This is a genomic window from Flavobacterium glucosi, assembly GCF_048286535.1.
In the GTDB taxonomy this organism is placed as follows: Bacteria; Bacteroidota; Bacteroidia; order Flavobacteriales; family Flavobacteriaceae; genus Flavobacterium.
In genome coordinates this window covers 126,207-143,409 of record NZ_JBLVPK010000007.1, presented here as the reverse complement: position 1 = coordinate 143,409, position 17,203 = coordinate 126,207, and the positions used below count along the sequence as shown (strand labels likewise).

The 17,203-nt window shown below is 32.8% G+C and carries 16 protein-coding genes, 1 tRNA gene and 1 pseudogene; 10 read left to right on the top strand and 8 right to left on the bottom strand.

Annotation, left to right across the window (positions count from 1 at the left end):
• The first annotated feature begins 65 nt into the window (after window positions 1-65).
• Window positions 66-1,208 (top strand): saccharopine dehydrogenase family protein, encoded by a 1,143-nt coding sequence (locus ACNQGD_RS13180; protein ID WP_417999600.1) that lies wholly within the window; start codon window positions 66-68, stop codon window positions 1,206-1,208.
• A gap of 479 nt (window positions 1,209-1,687) precedes the next feature.
• Entirely contained in the window at window positions 1,688-3,238 is a 1,551-nt protein-coding gene (locus ACNQGD_RS13175) for a DUF4394 domain-containing protein (RefSeq protein ID WP_417999599.1), read from the top strand.
• 289 nt (window positions 3,239-3,527) lie between these two features.
• On the opposite strand, the gene ACNQGD_RS13170 is transcribed toward ACNQGD_RS13175, so the two are convergent.
• Window positions 3,528-4,487 carry an MBL fold metallo-hydrolase gene (locus tag ACNQGD_RS13170; RefSeq protein WP_417999598.1) on the bottom strand — a complete coding sequence of 320 codons (960 nt, stop codon included), beginning with the start codon at window positions 4,485-4,487 and terminating at the stop codon, window positions 3,528-3,530.
• 269 nt (window positions 4,488-4,756) lie between these two features.
• On the opposite strand from ACNQGD_RS13170, the gene ACNQGD_RS13165 reads away from it, so the two are divergent.
• Window positions 4,757-5,776 (top strand): metal-dependent hydrolase, encoded by a 1,020-nt coding sequence (locus ACNQGD_RS13165; protein ID WP_417999597.1) that lies wholly within the window; start codon window positions 4,757-4,759, stop codon window positions 5,774-5,776.
• 34 nt (window positions 5,777-5,810) lie between these two features.
• On the opposite strand, the gene ACNQGD_RS13160 is transcribed toward ACNQGD_RS13165, so the two are convergent.
• From ACNQGD_RS13160 to ACNQGD_RS13135, 6 genes are all read right to left on the bottom strand, one after another.
• Window positions 5,811-6,404, bottom strand: a complete 594-nt coding sequence (locus ACNQGD_RS13160; RefSeq protein ID WP_417994992.1) for a 2OG-Fe(II) oxygenase — start codon at window positions 6,402-6,404, stop codon at window positions 5,811-5,813.
• 169 nt (window positions 6,405-6,573) lie between these two features.
• Window positions 6,574-8,037 (bottom strand): magnesium chelatase, encoded by a 1,464-nt coding sequence (locus ACNQGD_RS13155; RefSeq protein ID WP_417997275.1) that lies wholly within the window; start codon window positions 8,035-8,037, stop codon window positions 6,574-6,576.
• 83 nt (window positions 8,038-8,120) lie between these two features.
• Entirely contained in the window at window positions 8,121-9,239 is a 1,119-nt protein-coding gene (locus ACNQGD_RS13150; protein WP_417994994.1) for a vWA domain-containing protein, read from the bottom strand.
• 105 nt (window positions 9,240-9,344) lie between these two features.
• A complete protein-coding gene (locus tag ACNQGD_RS13145) occupies window positions 9,345-9,728 on the bottom strand; it encodes a YchJ family protein (protein ID WP_417997276.1) in 384 nt (127 codons plus the stop codon).
• Window positions 9,729-9,758: 30 nt separating this feature from the next.
• The gene (locus ACNQGD_RS13140; RefSeq protein ID WP_417999596.1) at window positions 9,759-9,989 is read right to left on the bottom strand and encodes a hypothetical protein; all 231 of its coding nucleotides are present in this window, start codon (window positions 9,987-9,989) and stop codon (window positions 9,759-9,761) included.
• 2 nt (window positions 9,990-9,991) lie between these two features.
• Window positions 9,992-10,144 carry a hypothetical protein gene (locus ACNQGD_RS13135; RefSeq protein WP_417994997.1) on the bottom strand — a complete coding sequence of 51 codons (153 nt, stop codon included), beginning with the start codon at window positions 10,142-10,144 and terminating at the stop codon, window positions 9,992-9,994.
• Window positions 10,145-10,542: 398 nt separating this feature from the next.
• Here ACNQGD_RS13135 and ACNQGD_RS13130 point away from each other — a divergent pair, with 398 nt between their 5' ends.
• Window positions 10,543-13,356 carry a PAS domain S-box protein gene (locus ACNQGD_RS13130; protein WP_417999595.1) on the top strand — a complete coding sequence of 938 codons (2,814 nt, stop codon included), beginning with the start codon at window positions 10,543-10,545 and terminating at the stop codon, window positions 13,354-13,356.
• On the top strand, window positions 13,353-13,760 hold the full coding sequence (locus ACNQGD_RS13125; protein ID WP_417999594.1) for a response regulator: 408 nt from the start codon (window positions 13,353-13,355) through the stop codon (window positions 13,758-13,760). Before ACNQGD_RS13130 ends, ACNQGD_RS13125 begins: the two co-directional genes overlap by 4 nt.
• A gap of 198 nt (window positions 13,761-13,958) precedes the next feature.
• On the opposite strand, the gene ACNQGD_RS13120 is transcribed toward ACNQGD_RS13125, so the two are convergent.
• Window positions 13,959-14,504, bottom strand: coding sequence for a hypothetical protein (locus ACNQGD_RS13120; protein ID WP_417999593.1), 546 nt, complete (start codon window positions 14,502-14,504; stop codon window positions 13,959-13,961).
• A 91-nt stretch (window positions 14,505-14,595) separates the two neighbouring features.
• On the opposite strand from ACNQGD_RS13120, the gene ACNQGD_RS13115 reads away from it, so the two are divergent.
• The 5 genes and pseudogenes from ACNQGD_RS13115 (at window position 14,596) to ACNQGD_RS13095 (ending at window position 17,195) form a co-directional block, all read left to right on the top strand.
• Window positions 14,596-14,841 carry a hypothetical protein gene (locus tag ACNQGD_RS13115; protein WP_417999592.1) on the top strand — a complete coding sequence of 82 codons (246 nt, stop codon included), beginning with the start codon at window positions 14,596-14,598 and terminating at the stop codon, window positions 14,839-14,841.
• Window positions 14,842-15,017: 176 nt separating this feature from the next.
• Window positions 15,018-15,458: a KTSC domain-containing protein gene (locus ACNQGD_RS13110; protein WP_417995002.1), complete on the top strand. Its 441-nt coding sequence runs from the start codon at window positions 15,018-15,020 to the stop codon at window positions 15,456-15,458.
• A gap of 305 nt (window positions 15,459-15,763) precedes the next feature.
• Window positions 15,764-16,534: a DUF4369 domain-containing protein gene (locus ACNQGD_RS13105; protein ID WP_417995003.1), complete on the top strand. Its 771-nt coding sequence runs from the start codon at window positions 15,764-15,766 to the stop codon at window positions 16,532-16,534.
• Between the two features lie 18 nt (window positions 16,535-16,552).
• A pseudogene (locus ACNQGD_RS13100) lies at window positions 16,553-16,939 on the top strand (TlpA family protein disulfide reductase); the annotation flags it as partial.
• Window positions 16,940-17,114: 175 nt separating this feature from the next.
• A tRNA-Tyr gene (locus ACNQGD_RS13095) sits at window positions 17,115-17,195 on the top strand.
• Window positions 17,196-17,203: the final 8 nt, after the last annotated feature.

The following is a 17,203-nucleotide window of genomic DNA, read 5'->3' as shown; positions in this document are numbered from 1 at the left end:
TAATTCATCAACAATTGCTATTGCAAATCAAAAGCTTAACCAATAAAAAATGGTATCTTTAAGATATGAAAAAACATCACACTATTATTATTGCAGGAGCGGGTGGAATTGCTGAAGCTGTTGGTTTGCTATTGATGGAATGGAGTGAAGTAACGCCTACTATTTTTATTGGTGACAGAACCCATTCTAAAGCAAAAAAAGTCGCTCTTTGGATTCAAGAAGGAACAACAAAAAATGGACTCATACAGGACTTTCATCTTACCGAAAACGGCCTAACGGATGAAATGAAGACAATCTTACGTCAAGGAGATATCATTCTAGACTGTCTACCGGGTAGCCAAGCACCAAGAATAGCGCAGTTTGCCAAAGATTATGAGTTGCATTATGCCAATTTAACAGAATATGTAACAGAAACCGAAGAAATAATAGCTTTAGCAAAAGATGCAAAAAAAGGCTTTGTCCTTCAAACTGGCTTAGCGCCTGGGTATATTAATTTGCTTGCCAATGGACTTTTTCAACAGTTTTGTAAGGATTTTGAAGTAGATAAAGTAGATAAGCTGGAATTTAAAGTTGGTGCGTTGACCAATCATGCCGTTGCCCCACATTATTATGGTTTTACTTGGAGTCCCGTGGGTGTTGCTACCGAATATCTGGAGGATACCAGTGTACTTAGAAACTTTATTAAAACGACTCTACCTTCTTTATCAGAAAGAAAAAACATAATTATTGATGGAATCTCTTACGAAGAAGATCTTACCTCAGGAGGTGCTGCTGATTTACCGGATGCATTATCAGGAAAAGTACGCTCACTTGACTATAAAACCTTGCGCCATCCGGGTCATTACGCTTGGATACAGGAGCAACTTGATAATCTTGAAAATGCCACTGACTCCATTAATAGTCTACAAAAAAAAATGGAAGCTATAATTCCCCATGTTGAAGACGACAAAATTATTTTGTATGCAGCCGTGGAAGGCAAAGATGCAACAGGAATTTTGCGCAGACGAGAGATTGCAAAATGTATACTTCCTCAAAAAGTGGGAAAACACCAATTGCGAGCTATACAAACAACTACCGCAGCGCCTTTGGCGCAAGTAGCACAACTATTACTCGAAACCCCGCATCTCGGAGTAGTATTGCAAAGTCAAATAGATTCAAAATCTTTTTTAAAAGGGAACTATATTTTAAACGTTTATGGGAAAATATAAATATGGTACTATTTATGCATACGTATTGAAAATGATACTGATGTTTTTTTGAGTTAAAGATTGTTATTATACTTCGCAATTCAACCAAAATTTAGAGTTACTAAATTTCTAAGCCAACTATAGTAAATTAAGTCTATTGAAAAATACTAGCCAGTTGCGAAATACCTTTTGATTGCAGTTACTGGTTTAAATATATTTTATAACGATTTACGAACTCTAATCTTTTGATTCAAGTCACTTTTACATTTTTATTTTTTTGCTTTTCGTGATGTGTTTCTTAGTACTGACAATTCATTTGGTTTTTAAGTAATCATTAGCCGTTGAATTGCAGATACACCTTTTCAGTTTTGCATTGCTATAAATACACAATTATCTGTTGTTCAGCGTAATAAATATTTTAATACAGGAGTAATTATCAAAAATTGTGTAATTTTAAGGTTAATAATATTATCATTTATTAAACTTAAAATCTTATCATTATGAAAAAGAATTCCGCCTTAAAAATTACTGGCTTAAGTGCCGCATTTTTGTTATTCTTTGCTTCGTGCGAAGACAACCAATCTCTAATAGACACGGATAATAATTCCGGTATCTCTTTAAAAAAGAAAATAGAAATACCAGTTATAGATTTCTATGCTTTAGCAAATGGGTCAATAATTGACAAATTTTCAACTGCTAATCCTGAAGTGGCTTTAAATTCTGTATTTATTTCAGGATTGCAGGTAGACGAAAAAATTCTTTCCATAGATTTTCGTCCGGCTACAGGTCAGCTCTATGGTTTGGGAAGTACTAGCCGATTGTATGTAATTAATCCTGAAACAGGTATAGCTCGGGCAATAGGCACCGGGCCGTTTTCTCCTGCACTTTCAGGGAGTATAGCTGGATTTGATTTTAATCCCACCGTTGATCGAATCCGGGTGGTAACAAGCACAGGACAAAATTTGCGCCTCAATCCAGAGACAGGTACTGTAGCAGCCACCGATGGTACTATAAACGGAGTAGTAGGAGCAATGATTTCTGCAGTTGCTTATACTAACAATGTCGCCGGAGCCGCCACTACTACTTTATATGATATTGATATGACCACACAAAAACTTTATAAACAATTGCCCCCTAATAATGGAACTCTTGTTTTAGTTGGTGACTTAGGGTTACAAATAGTTGGTGAAGGTGGTTTTGATATATCTTATCAGCAAGAGGTAGCATTGGGGATTTTTGAAGTGAATGGCAAATCTACTTTATTTAGTGTTAACCTTAATACTGGTAATGCCGTCGTACTTGCTAAATACATGAAAAAATTGAACTATACCGGAATTGCTATTCCAACCCAAACGGTTGCATACGCTGTTACTGCCATGAATAACCTTTTAATTTTTAATCCTTACAACACGTCACTAGTTGTTACTAAAGCAATTACCGGAATGTCTTCAGGCGAGACCGTTTTAGGGATAGATTTCAGACCTCTTAACGGGCAGCTATATGCACTTGGAAGCACAAGCCGACTGTATACCATCAACGCCAGTTCAGGAGCAGCAACTGCTGTAGGAAGCTCAATTTTTAGCACTACTTTATCAGGAAGCGATTTTGGTTTTGATTTTAATCCTTTAGCGGATCGCATTCGTATCATCAGTAATACAGGGCAAAACCTTCGTGTAAATCCTGCCACTGGTGCCGTAACGATCGATGGGATACTAAACCCAAGCTCGACAGGAATCTCTGCAGCCGCGTACACCAATAATTTCGCTGGTACCGTTGCAACGATGCTTTTTGATATTGATATCAGCAATGATAAACTATACCAACAGAATCCACCCAACTCAGGAACATTAGTAGAAATAGGCAACCTTGGAATAAACGCTGATACCGCTACCGGATTTGATATTGGTGGTACTACTGGAACTGCTTTTGCGGTTCTCAGCTCCGGCGGAGTTACTAAATTGTATGAAGTAAATACCGCTTCGGGAGCTGCTACTGCAAAAGGGAGTTTCACAACACCGGTTACCGGCTTTACAATCGGTTTAGGATTCTGACATGAAAATGAGTTAATCGTTTGACAGTAATAGCGATATGCCATATATCCTATTTTTATATCTTATGCCTATTCTTCATTTCCGGTCGATAAGCGACGATTAGATTAGGACTACGCAAAATAAAAAAAAGGTGTTTGAAATGTAATTTTCAGACACCCTTTTTTTTGCATTAGCGAATGATTACAATTTAAACGATCGCTTTTAAAGCCAAAAAAAAACCTGTAAAACTCATTTTAGTTCATTTTAGTAGTAGAAAAAGAGAATAAAAGATATTAAAATAGTACAAATTTTAAATTCTTCCTTGTTCTTTCAGTTTCCAATACCGCAATAAACCATTAACAGACATCCAGCTTGGATTGGCAAACTCATAAGTTTGAATTTCCTCTGCTTCAAGTCTTTTGTCCAAAAACTTTTGTCGGGTGTATTCCATAAATTGTGGCACAATAATTTCAGGCGGTGTTTGATTATCATAATAAGGTTTGATAAAATTAGCCCAGTCATCGAGTACTATTTCTAGCGCTGACAATAATTCTTCCGGATTTGTCTGCACATCAAAATGTGTTAAATATAAGGCTCTTGGCTTTAAATCTTTTAGTTTTTTAAGGGATTCTTTCCATAATACAATATTAATATCAGGCGGTGGACAAGGTGGTACAACAGGACCATTTCCTATTTTTACTCCAGCCACATCACCGGTAAATACCACATCATCAATCTGATAGGCATTATGGTGCACCGCATGACCTGGTGTGTACCATACTTTTATTTGAATATCTCCAATATCTACGCTATCTCCTTCCGTTACTCCAATTAATTGTTCTTCGGGTATAGATTCCATTTTTCCCCAAAGAAGCTCCATTCTTTCCGTGTAAATCATTTTGGCTGAATTCCATAATTTCTCCGGATTTACTAAATGTGGAATCCCAATTGGGTGTACGTATATTTTAGCTCCATTTTGTGCAAACTTCCATGCTGCACCGGCATGATCAAAATGAATGTGCGTCAAGAATACATGTTGAATATCTTTGACTTCATACCCTATTTTCTGGATTCCTTTTTCAAGATATTCCCAAGTAGATTCAGGTCCGGTTTCGATAAGTATTGGACCTTTTTTAGTTTCAATCAAAAAAGCGCCTATAGAATGTTTTTCGGATTGAAAGTGTAAATCAATAGTATGAATTTTATACATGGCTGGGTTTATTTGTGATAGGACAAGATAGCATATATTTATTTTAGAATCTATTTTCATTTCTTATGATTTGTTTTTTAACGTTTTAAATGAAACTTATTTATTGTACCAAAATTTATAATTTTAGAAACACCTGATTCCGTTCTAATAGACACGTAAACAACTATTAAATACAATTATATTTAAATAGTTGTCCACTATTAAGACTTTACATATCTGTTTTTATAATAAATTACTTCTTATAAAATTGCATTAAGAATAGTGCCGTTCATGACAAATATTTACAATGTATCAAAGAGATATTCCATGATTTCCAGTACTTTTGTGGGATGGATTCTTTTACTCAAATCGCTTTAGGAATTGCCATCGCTGAAGTATGCGTGGGCAAAAAACTTAAAAACAAAACGATTCTATACGGTGCGATTTTAGGCACAATTCCCGATTTAGATGTTGTAGTGGGGCTCTTTTTAAATCCTGTAGATGCAGTCCTCATTCACCGTGGCATCAGTCATTCTTTATTTCTTTTTTTGTTGTTATCGCCTATTTTTGGCTGGATTATTTCAACAATAGAAAGAAAAAAAATTCACTTTATTCAAGCTACAAATATGGCTTTTTGGTGTTTGTTCACCCATGTGTTATTAGACATGTTTACTTCTTGGGGCACACAAATTTTATGGCCTTTAGAGAATCGATTTGCGTTAAAAACCATTTTTGTGATTGACCCGCTATACACTATTCCGCTTGTTATTGCATTGATTATGGTATGGAATACAAAAGACATCATACTTCGCAAAAGATACATAATCAGAGGATTATTGATCAGTAGTTCCTATTTGCTTTTGTCCTGTATTATAAAAATATATGCCTTGCACCAATTTGAAAAAGCATTACTAAAACAAAGAATCCAGTATTCTCAGATTATCGTAAAACCTACCGCTTTCAACCTCATTTTGTGGAATACTAATGTAACTACTGCTGAAAATTACCAGTTAGGAGACTACTCGCTTTTTGACACACAGCCTATTTCGTTTAATGCTTACAGCAAAAATAAAATATTAGAATCGCAGTTAAAAGAAAATTCGGATTTTAAAAAACTGAAAAAAGCCAGTGAAGGCTGGTATATTATTTCTCAAAAAAATCAATCCTTATACTTTAATGATTTACGCTTTGGACTGTTAAATGACAATCCAAAAAATCCACAGTTTGCTTTTAGTTATCAATTTATGGCAAATGATGATGATGAAGATGATGATGATGATGATGAACTAAAAGCAATTGAAGTCCCAAAAAGCAAAAGAGACGGAAAGAGACTACTTCAAAAAATAGTAAAACGAATAAAGGGAAACTGAGCGACTTTTATTCCTAAGTATCTTTTTACAACTATTAATCACTCTTCAGCCAGCCTGTAATACTCATTCTAGTACTTTGGGTCACCAAAACTTCATGAACTAATTCATCACTCTTAAAGAAAACAGTTTTACCTTGGGTTGGAGCAATTTTCTGATTGTTGTTTGCTTGATGAATCAGCAATTCGCCACCATCACTTTCTTGCCAGTTGCTATTCAGATAACTAATCATAGAGTATTTTCGGCTGGGATTATTTTTAAATTGATCCAAATGCTTTAAATAAAAATCCCCCGATTCATACAACGAATAATGAAATTCGTAACCCGTTATTCCAGCATAACAACTTTGGTTCAAATAAATAATAAAAGCTTCTATTTGAGCAAAAAATTCATTTTCGAATGCATTGTTGTGCTTTTTATCCAACCAATAAATGGAATCGCTTCGTATTGCGCCATCGTATGAAACTTTCTCTGCGTTGCCAATTCCAGCTTCCATCAACAGACTTTTTTGGTTTAAAGCAATCAAGTTTTGTTTTAGATTATTGGCTAAATCAGTACTCAAAAAATGTTCGGATATACCCACTTTATTTTCAATATAAGAGGAAATTAAATCCTCAAAGCTATTTTCCATGACTTTTTTATTGACTGAAAATACTGCCAACGGTACAAGGTAGACTAATAAAAACCGCTAGAGACGGATTGTGAAATAAATAAAATTATTAATTTGCAAATTCTTATTTTACATCAATAACGGATAAGTAAAAAAGGGTTTAGAAATGAAACTAAACCCTTTTTGTTATTTATAATTTACTGATAAAACTACCGTAAATATCCTTGAACTGATACCCCTCAGAGAAGCGGTCTTTGCTCAGTTTTTTGTATTCTACCAATGCCCAAAGGATAAATTCTTTCATGAAAAATTTATCTTCTTTTTCCAATTGTGGTTGGTACTTTTTAATTAGAACTTCAAGCGGGACAATACTTCCCAAGATTCTTTCGTATTCTTCATCAGAACAATCATCTAATAATTCGAAACCGCTTTCGGCAAAAAACCATTCGATGATATCTGTATAGGCATTTTTAACGCCTTCTTTCTCTAATTTTTCAATTTTTGGAAAGTAAGCTGGGAAGAATGTATGGATAGAATCTCCTAATAAATGTTGTGCTACAGCGGCGGCTCCCTCCTGTTCTCCTTCGTAAACTAATTCTACTTTTCCAGTAATGGCGGGAATAATCCCCATAAAATCAGACAAACGTAACGTTGTTTTATCTGCTCCAGATTTCAAAGCTCTTCTTTCTGCGGTACTTAATAAATTCTCTAAAGCAGTAATGCTCAATCGCGCACTCACTCCACTTTTGTTATCAATATATTCGCTTTCTCTTGCTTCAAAACTAATTTGTTCCAATAAATCCCTTGCTAGCGAAGGAACATAAACCATATCATTTTGTGTTGCATCCAGTTTTGCTTCCTGTTCTGTAATGGTTCTGGCAATTTTAATAGTTTCCGGATAATGCGTCAGGATTTGAGAACCAATTCTATCCTTTAATGGTGTTACAATACTACCCCGATTGGTGTAATCCTCAGGATTTGCCGTGAATACAAATTGTAGATCGAGTGGCATACGCAACTTAAAACCTCGAATTTGTATGTCGCCTTCTTGCAAAATATTAAACAAGGCTACTTGTATTCTCGCCTGTAAATCCGGCAATTCGTTGATAACAAAAATACAACGGTTCGCTCTTGGAATCATCCCAAAATGAATCACACGATCATCCGCATAGGAAAGTTTTAAATTTGCCGCTTTTATTGGATCGACATCACCAATCAAATCTGCAACGGTCACATCCGGCGTAGCTAATTTTTCAAAAAAACGGTCCCTTCGGTGCAACCATGAAATTGGAGTTTCATCCCCTTTGATTTCAATGATGTCTTTAGCAAAACGCGAAATGGGTTGCAACGGATCATCATTAATTTCGGAACCTGTTACAAACGGAATGTATTCGTCCAACAATTCGATCATTTTACGCGCCAATCTGGTTTTGGCTTGACCGCGAAGCCCTAATAAATTAATGTTGTGACGCGATAAAATAGCGCGTTCCAATTCTGGAATTACCGTATTCTCAAAGCCATGAACGCCTTCAAAAGTAGCTTTTCCCGATTTGATTTTTTCTCTTAAGTTCGATCGCAATTCATCTTTAATATTTTTGCTTTCGTAACCTGATTTTTTTAATTCTCCGAGTGTTTTTATATTTTCTATTTTCATATTGCTTTTAAATCGTTATTATTGATAGCTGTCAATTTGTTCTCGACTGCGCTCGAACTGACAACTGAGACTGTGACTAATTACTATTTTATTCTCTTTTTTCGATTGGTTTCATAATCTTCAAAAATCATTTCGCCCAATCCTTTTAATCCGGTATAAAATGCTTTTCCTTGGTTTGACTCAGTGAACTTATTTACAAATTTTTGTAAATACGGATCATTGGCAATCATAAATGTAGTGATTGGAATGTGTAATTTTCGAGCTTGTTGTGCCTGATTGTAGCATTTATCAACTATGTATTCGTCGAGTCCATTACTGTTCATATAATAGGAACCGTCTTTTTCGCGAACACAACTTGGTTTCCCATCGGTGATCATAAAAATTTGCTTGTTGGTGTTTCGTTTTCGACGGAGAATATCCATGGCAAGCTGTAATCCGGCGACTGTATTCGTATGGAAAGGTCCCACTTTTAAGTACGGTAAATCCCGAATTGCAATCGTCCAGGCATCATTTCCAAAAACTAAAATATCTAAAGTATCTTTTGGGTACCGTGTCGTAATCAATTCAGCAAGAGCCATTGCCACTTTTTTGGCAGGCGTAATTCGATCCTCTCCATACAAAATCATACTGTGGCTGATGTCAATCATCAAAACCGTACTCATTTGAGATTTGAATTGGGTTTCTTCGACAACTAAATCATTTTCGGTTAACATAAAATCAGCTACTCCGTTGTTAATTTGAGCATTACGCAAACTTTCCGTCAGAGAGATTCGTTCGAGTCCGTCACCAAAATGAAATTCCCGAAATTCACCGGTATGTTCGTCTCCGTTTCCGGAATGTTTAGATTTGTGATTCCCGCTTCCAGATTTTTTTAAGTTCCCAAAAATGTTATCTAAGGCTTGTTGCCGGATGGCGCGTTCCGTCTTGGCTGTAATGCCAATTCCAGAAGTTCCATCCTCTTTAACTTCATCACGGATGTACCCTTTTTTCTTTAAATCTTCGATAAAATCATCAATGCTGTAGTGTTCATCGGTGAGTTTATATTCTGTGTCTAATTCCCGCAACCAGTCGATTGCTTCATCAAAATCTCCGGAAGTATGTGTGATTAATTCTTTGAAAATACCAAAGAGTTTATCAAACGGAGTCTGAAAAGGCGCTTCGTATTGCTTGAAATAAAATCCTTTTTTATTATCATTTTTCATAGACTTTAAAATTACATCATTTTAAAATGTAGTCTAGGCAAACGTTTACTAATTTTTAGTTAAAACATAAAGACACCAGTAGGCAAAATTTTATTTACAAAAAAACTAATTAAAAAATTTACCGTCGACATAAAACCAACTTCCGTTTTCGAGTTTAAAAGTAGAAAACTCGTGGTGAATTTGTTTTTGAAGTTTATTATCCAAAAAATAGGCCTTGAACTCCACAGTATTTTCTGTGGCCTTAATAATATCTAATCGAAGCCATTGATTTGAAGTCGCCCAATGTAGAATTTCAGATTTCAAATAGTATTTTCTCTCTGAAAAATGGGTTGTTGCCAGTATGTATTCAGCGGAATGAATCACATAAGCCGAAAATCTGGAACGCATTAATTCTAAAGCGGTTGCTGGTTTTTTAGTTCCATTAATAAAGGGTTCGCAACAGTCATTAAAGTTTTTTTGAAAACCACAATGGCATTTTATTTTTGTCATTTTATGAAAAAACTATTGAAGTCTATAGTATTATAATTGTCCGTCAAGGGTAATTATTTTTTGTTGCAATTGGTTCAATAATACTTGATACTTACTAATTTCGACTAGATCCTTATCTTCTTCTGCAAAGTCAAGCAACTCATCTAAATCTTCACTCACTTCAACTAATTTATTATTAGCCTCTTTGCCGTTTTTACTGGCAATAAAATCAATTATTTCTTGAACACCTTTTTTTAGATCTGCAAATTTATTGTTTTCCATCTTTAATTATTTTCTAGATCCTTACTTTCGTTAAACTTTTTGGTGATTTGTTTAAGTTTTTCTTTGCGCAGCGTTTCTGCCAGTTTTACTTTATCTTGAGCTTTGTGCAACTTGTCGTTGTGCTTTTTTATATTTCTTTCGTTATTTCTACCCATGGCATTTTTTTTAAATCTTCAAATCTAGTATCTCCTGTTAGAACTCCTGCAAAGTTCGGGTTATTTATTCAAATTCAAATTGTTTTTAATTGGAGAGTTTAACATTTTAAAAATAGTTGATTTAAATTCCTATTGTATTTTTCCTGATTATTTTTATTTCTTTTAACACGTTTTTATACTTTTTTTTATAAATTTTAGTTTTTTATATAAATAATGCAGTCAAAAAAACAATGATTAATACTGTGAAAAAAAAATAACAGACTAAGAACTAATAATTTAACTGCAACAATAAAAAATTATGCGGATATATTATTTTTATTTATATTTATTTAATAAAAATTGAGTTTTCTCGATCCTTGCAAACATCACAAATGGTCAAAAAAAAATACCCTAAATTTATGAATTGGTTTTTAAGCAGACCTAAAATAACGGGTTTCATCACTTTCTTATTCCTCAGTTATATTGCAGGATTTATTGTCTCTCAGCAATATCGGCTAATAAAAGAAGATGAGCAACGAGAAATGAATAATATACTGCGAATTGTCAATCAAAATTTAGAGCAATCGCTTAGAAATTGTTATACAACCACATTAACATTAGCATTAACCATCAATGATCAAGGTGTTCCTGAAAACTTTGATTATGTAGGTAAAAAACTGATAGAATCAAACAATAGTATCAGTGCCGTTCAATTGGTTCCAAATGGAGTTATTAAGTATATCTATCCCTTAAAAGGTAATGAAGCTGCTTTAAATTTAAATATTTTGAAGGCTCCTCATCTAAAAAGGGAAGCTTTAAAGTCCGTTACATCCCAAAAAATGTATTTTGCAGGTCCTTTAAAACTAAAACAAGGCGGAATGGGAATTGTGGGAAGATTTCCCGTTTTTCGCAATAATAAATTTTGGGGATTTTCAGCTGTTATTATTAAATTTGATACTTTATTGAAATCTTCCGGAATAAATACTGTTGATGATTCGAAATATTATTTTCAGTTTTCAAAGGAAAATACAACTACTAAAAAGGAAACTTTTTACTTACCCAATAAGAGTGATTTTTCTAAAAAATACAACATCTATAGAACAATCCCTGATGGTGATTGGAAATTATATCTAATCTCTAAACATCAAAATTATTTTTACGCCCAGATTCTGATTCCAGGAATTATAGGACTGATTTTAGCGGCCCTTTTTGGTGTTCTTATTTACACTTTGTTAAAAATTCCCGGAGAGCTTCAGTCTTTAGTAAATATTCAAGCAACAAAACTTTTAAATTCTGAGATAAAATTTGAAGCAATTTTCGATCAGGCAGCTGTAGGAATAGCACACATAAATTCATTTACAGGTGATTTTATTGAGATCAATAATCAATACTGTAAACTATTAGGGTATTCACAACAAGAAATGAAAGAGAGAAATTTTCAATCGGTAACACACCCTGAAGATTTAGAAGACGATTTAATGAATTTAGAAAAACTCAGAGATGGAAAAGTAACAGCATATTCCATGGAAAAACGATATTTTACAAAATCGGGTGCTATTATTTGGGTAAATCTCACTGTGTCTCCACTCTTTAAAAAAGATAAGAAAGTGACTACCCATATCTCTATTGTTGAAGATATTTCATTAAAAAAAGAAGCTGAAAAATTAATCAAAAAAAGTGAAACCCGATTCAAAAGTTTATTTGAAGATTCCCCAATTCCATTGTGGGAAGAAGATTATTCTGAGGTTAAAAATTATCTTAAAAAATTAAATCTTATCAATGAAACTCCAGAAACCGTTTCTCTTTATTTACAAATGCATCCTGATGTGGTTCATGAATGCATTGCTTTAGTGAAAATTATTGATGTGAATGCGATGTGCCTTCACCTTCATAAAGTTAAAACTAAAGAAGAATTAATTACGGATCTTTCACAAATCATCAATAAAGATTCTATTCCAGATTTTACAAAACAACTAATTGCAATAACACAAGATGAGATGCAATTAATTCTTGATACTAAAATAAAAAACAAAGAAGGTGAATACCGAGATGTAAATTTAAGATGGAATGTAATTCAGGGTTATGAAAAATCATTGGAAAGAATTATTGTTTCCACTGAAGACATCACGGACCGAAAATCATCCGAAAACATAATTCTTAAATCACAACAGAGAATTGAATCTTTAATTAATACTATTGATGGAATTGTTTGGGAATGTGATGCTAAAACTTTTAATTTTAATTTTATAAGTCAAAAAGTAGAAAAAATATTGGGGTATACATCTGAAGAATGGTTGGCAAGTACTACTTTTTGGTCGGACCATATTCATCCTGAAGACAGCCATTGGACCATCGAATATTGTGCTTTGAAAACAAAAGAAAATTTAAATCATGATATTGAGTATCGAATGATTGCTAAGAATGGAGCTGTTGTTTGGTTAAGAGATATTGTAAATGTAATTTCCGAAAATGATGTAGCTACTACTTTACGAGGTATTATGATTGATATTACAACAACAAAAGAAGCCGAAAAAGATTTAAATGACTCTTTCAATTTAGTCACAGAACAAAACAAAAGACTACTTAACTTTTCCTATATAGTTTCACACAATTTAAGATCACATACCAGTAACATCGCATCTATTATGTCGCTAATAGAATCTTCTGAATCTGAGGAGGAGAAAGGTGAAATGATACAATTATTAAAATCTGTTTCGAATTCCTTAAATGAAACCATGATTCACTTAAACGAAGTTATAAACATAAGAACCAATTTTGGTATGGTATCAGAATCATTAAATTTAAAGCAGTATTTAGAAACTGTTCAAAGAGTCCTTTCGGAACAAATAAACTCAAAAGAGGTTTCTATTTCTACTATCATGCCTGATGATGTGATGATAAACTATAATCCGGCTTACCTAGAAAGCATCCTTTACAATATAATTTCTAACTCCATAAGATACAGTCATCCGGAACGCAAACCCATTATAATCATTACATGGATAAATGATGACACTAACAAAATTCTTCAAATTTCAGACAATGGTGTTGGAATTGACCTTGTTAAGAATGCTGATAAAATTTTTGGAATGTATAAAACATTCACTAATAATGCCGATTCAAAAGGGATTGGATTATTCATTACAAAAAATCAAATTGATGCCATGGGTGGAAATATCACTGTTGAAAGCGAACCCAATATAGGAACTACATTTAAAATCTATATCCAATGACAAAAAAAGCAATCTGGGTAATCGACGATGATGCAATTTATCAAATCATCATCAATAAAATCATTCAAAGATCTGAAATATTTTCAACAATTACTTCTTTCAAAAATGGAAAAGAAGCAATAGATGCTTTGCATGATACCATACATAGCATCTCGGATAATACTGATATACTTCCAGATATAATCCTCTTGGATATTAATATGCCAATTATGGATGGATGGGAATTTATGGAAAAAATGGGACTCCTAAAATCCAAATTCAGCAAAAACATCATCGTGTATATCGTAAGTTCTTCTATTGCCTCTGAAGACAAAAACAAATCAAAAACCTATTCCGATATTTTAGGTTATTTATCTAAACCAATCACCATAAATGATTTAGAATTGATTGCTTCGAATGATTAAGTAATTGCTAAAATTCAATGTGGTATCTTATTAAAACTCTAAATTTCTTTGCCCAAATTTCAAAGATTTTTAAAGTTATGTGAGGAATTAATTTGTGCTAATCCTTGAAATCTAGTGCAAAAACTCTTTTTAACAATTGCAACAATATATCTTTTTTGCTACTTAAAATATAACGTTTTGAGTAAATAGTTCAAGTATTTATTTCAATTCTCTTTTTATATCTTCCAATGAATTATTGGTAAAGATTAATTTATCAATGATTTTTTTTCTCAAAATATCCAAATCATCATAATCAAAATGGTTTGACCATGAAGACAGATTAAATAAATTTCGAACTTGCTTGATTCGTTTTGTAGTTTCCAAACTGGTTCGAAGAATGGCTTTATTATCATAATTTGGATTCTTTTTATGTTGATAATTAACCGTTTTATTTAGATAATTTGCTTCTAAGTAATATAATTCCTCGTGAGCATTATCCGGATAAAAATTAGTCCAAGGTGCAAAACCTAATTTTATTTTAGAAGCTGTTTCAGGGTCTAATGGCTCTAAACGCCATTTGCTGTTAGCCAATCGTCCCCAATGATTTGATAAGCGATACATTCCTACTTTAGTGTAGTAATATTTACTCCCTGATTTGCTATCATATTGAAGTTCTAATCCATTTATACTATTCAAAGACTCTTCATGAAACACACAAAAAGTATTTTTGAAAGAATTGGGGTTGGGACGAAACATTTTTTTCATTAAACAAAGGTAATCAGAAAGTGTAATATTGAACAAGACAAGTAATATTTGATTAACTTTGCCCACTAGAATTATTTTAAATAAATTGATTATGACCAAAGCTTCTGAAGAAAGAATGTTACAAAAAGGTGTTTACACCGGAATTATGGAAAAAGATGAGAACAACAACTTTTTTTGTGGGGAATATCTTTTAGACTATAAAATGGCCCAAAAACATACTATTGGTGATTGGATTACAATAAAATCTATAATTGAAAATCCAAGCGATATCAGTTATAATAAATATCAAAAAAAATCGAAAAACTTCGATAAAGCCAATAATAAACCACAACAATAATAATTTTTCGTCTTACCTTTTTTAAGAAAAAAAATAGAATCTAAATTCTTTTTTTTGAATATTTTTTTGTCACAAACTAAAAATTTAAAAAAAAGTGTACCTTTGCAAAAAATTTGTCGATTTTTCAAATCAAATTATATTGATTTAATAGTAAAAGACAAGTAGTTACCTTATTTATGAAAAAAATAGTTGAATACCGCAAATTGCTAAATGTAGATAAAACTGCAGAGCTAAAAGATTTGAAAACGATTTATCGCAACGCTATGAAAGAAGCGCATCCTGACAAATTTCAGGGCGATGAAACTGGATTGAAAGCTGCAGAAGAAAACAGTAAAAAAATCATTGAAGCATATCATTTCTTGGTAAGCATCAATCCTGAAACTGTTAAACAAAACTTACCTGAATATACTGAAACTATAGCTACTGCTACAATTACAGATTATAAATTTGTTGAAGGCAGATTGATTATCAATTTTTCAAATGGTAGTGTTTATGAGTACATCAGTGTGCCTAAAGCAACGTATGTAAAAATGGTAAATGCTGATTCTCCTGGAAGATTTGCAAAAAGACATATCTTAAATTCTTTTACTTGGAGAAAAACAATCAACCAAGACTAGTTTTTACAAAATCAAAAAAAACACCTAAGCATCCTTTATCAGGATGCTTTTTTTATTTTATAAATTTAAATATTTTTTTATCAAATTATTTAAAATCAACTAAATACAAAATTAAAAATTGAATTTAAAAATTGAATTTAAAATAAAAAAAACGATAGTTTACATTATAAAACACCTCAAAATAAGATACAGAATACACCCTAATTAAGAATGAAAAATTATAACAAAAATTTAGGTTGTAAAATAATTTGTATTTTATATTTTTTAAATACTTTTGCAACCTTAACTTAATTAACTAATTAATAATGAAAAAAATAATTTTATTACTTTCGGCTGCTGTTGTTTTAATTTCTTGTAGCAAAGTTGGCAAAGATGAATACATCATTTCAGGGACTGCAACAGGAATTGAAAATGGTAAAACAATTATCTTGGAAACGCAAGATGCAAATGGAATGGGATTGATTGCTAAAGATACTGTAAAAGTTGAAAACGGTAAATTTGAAATGAAAGGCACAATCACTGAACCTACTTTCTACACGATTCAATTAGAAGGTGCACAAACTAAAATACCTTTCATATTAGAAAATGCAGAAGTGACTATCGCCATTAACAAAGACAGTATCCAGAAATCTAAAGTTTCAGGGACTTATAATAATGACGAATACGTAGCATTCAATGAAGAAATCACTAAAGTACAAAAGAAACTTATGGATTTCCAAAACAAAAACATGAAAACTATGGAAACTGCTCAACAAACTAAAGATACAGTTGTTATCAATAAGTTGATGCAAGAATTTTCTAAAATCCAAGAAGAAGTTGGTGTAGCTTCAAAAGCTAAATACGTAACTTATGCTGAAACACATCCAAAAGCATTTATTTCTGCTTTGATTATTCAAGGTATGTTAAATGATCCAACTGCTGATGTTACAAAATCTGAAAAATTATACAACAGCTTAGAAGAATCTTTGAAAAAAACAAAACCAGGTATTGCTATCAAAGCTAAACTTGCTGAATTAAAAACGCCAGCTGTAGGAGCTGCTCCAGTTGCACCAGCACCAGTTGCTGAAGGTAAATGAAGGACAGATTTTTCAGGTCCTAATCCTCAAGGGAAAACAATTTCTCTAAAAGAAAATTTAGGAAAGGTTACAATCGTTGACTTTTGGGCTTCATGGTGTGGACCTTGTCGCCAAGAAAACCCAAATGTTGTCGCAATTTACAAAGAGTTACACAGTAAAGGTCTTAACATAATAGGCGTATCGTTAGATAAAGATGCCAAAGCTTGGAAAGATGCTATTGCAAAAGATAACCTAACTTGGAATCATGTTTCAAATTTAAAATTTTGGGATGAACCAATAGCTGCTCAATATAAAGTAGAATCAATACCGGCTACTTTCATTCTCGATGCATCTGGAAATATAGTCGCAAAAGATTTAAGAGGTGATGCACTTAGAGCAAAAATTATTGAACTTCTAGCAAAATAATTGCATTTATCGATATAAAATAAAAAATCTCCCTAGTGGAGATTTTTTTATTTTATTCAATACCAATGCATTAAAAATAATAGTGAAATTAAGTGTAAAATTAGTTTGCAGAAACCAAAACTGTTTCTATATTTGCAACCGCTTACAACAAATAAGTGTTGTACTCAAAGGCTTTGGGGAGATACTCAAGCGGCCAACGAGGGCAGACTGTAAATCTGCTGTGTAAACTTCGCAGGTTCGAATCCTGCTCTCCCCACTAAAACT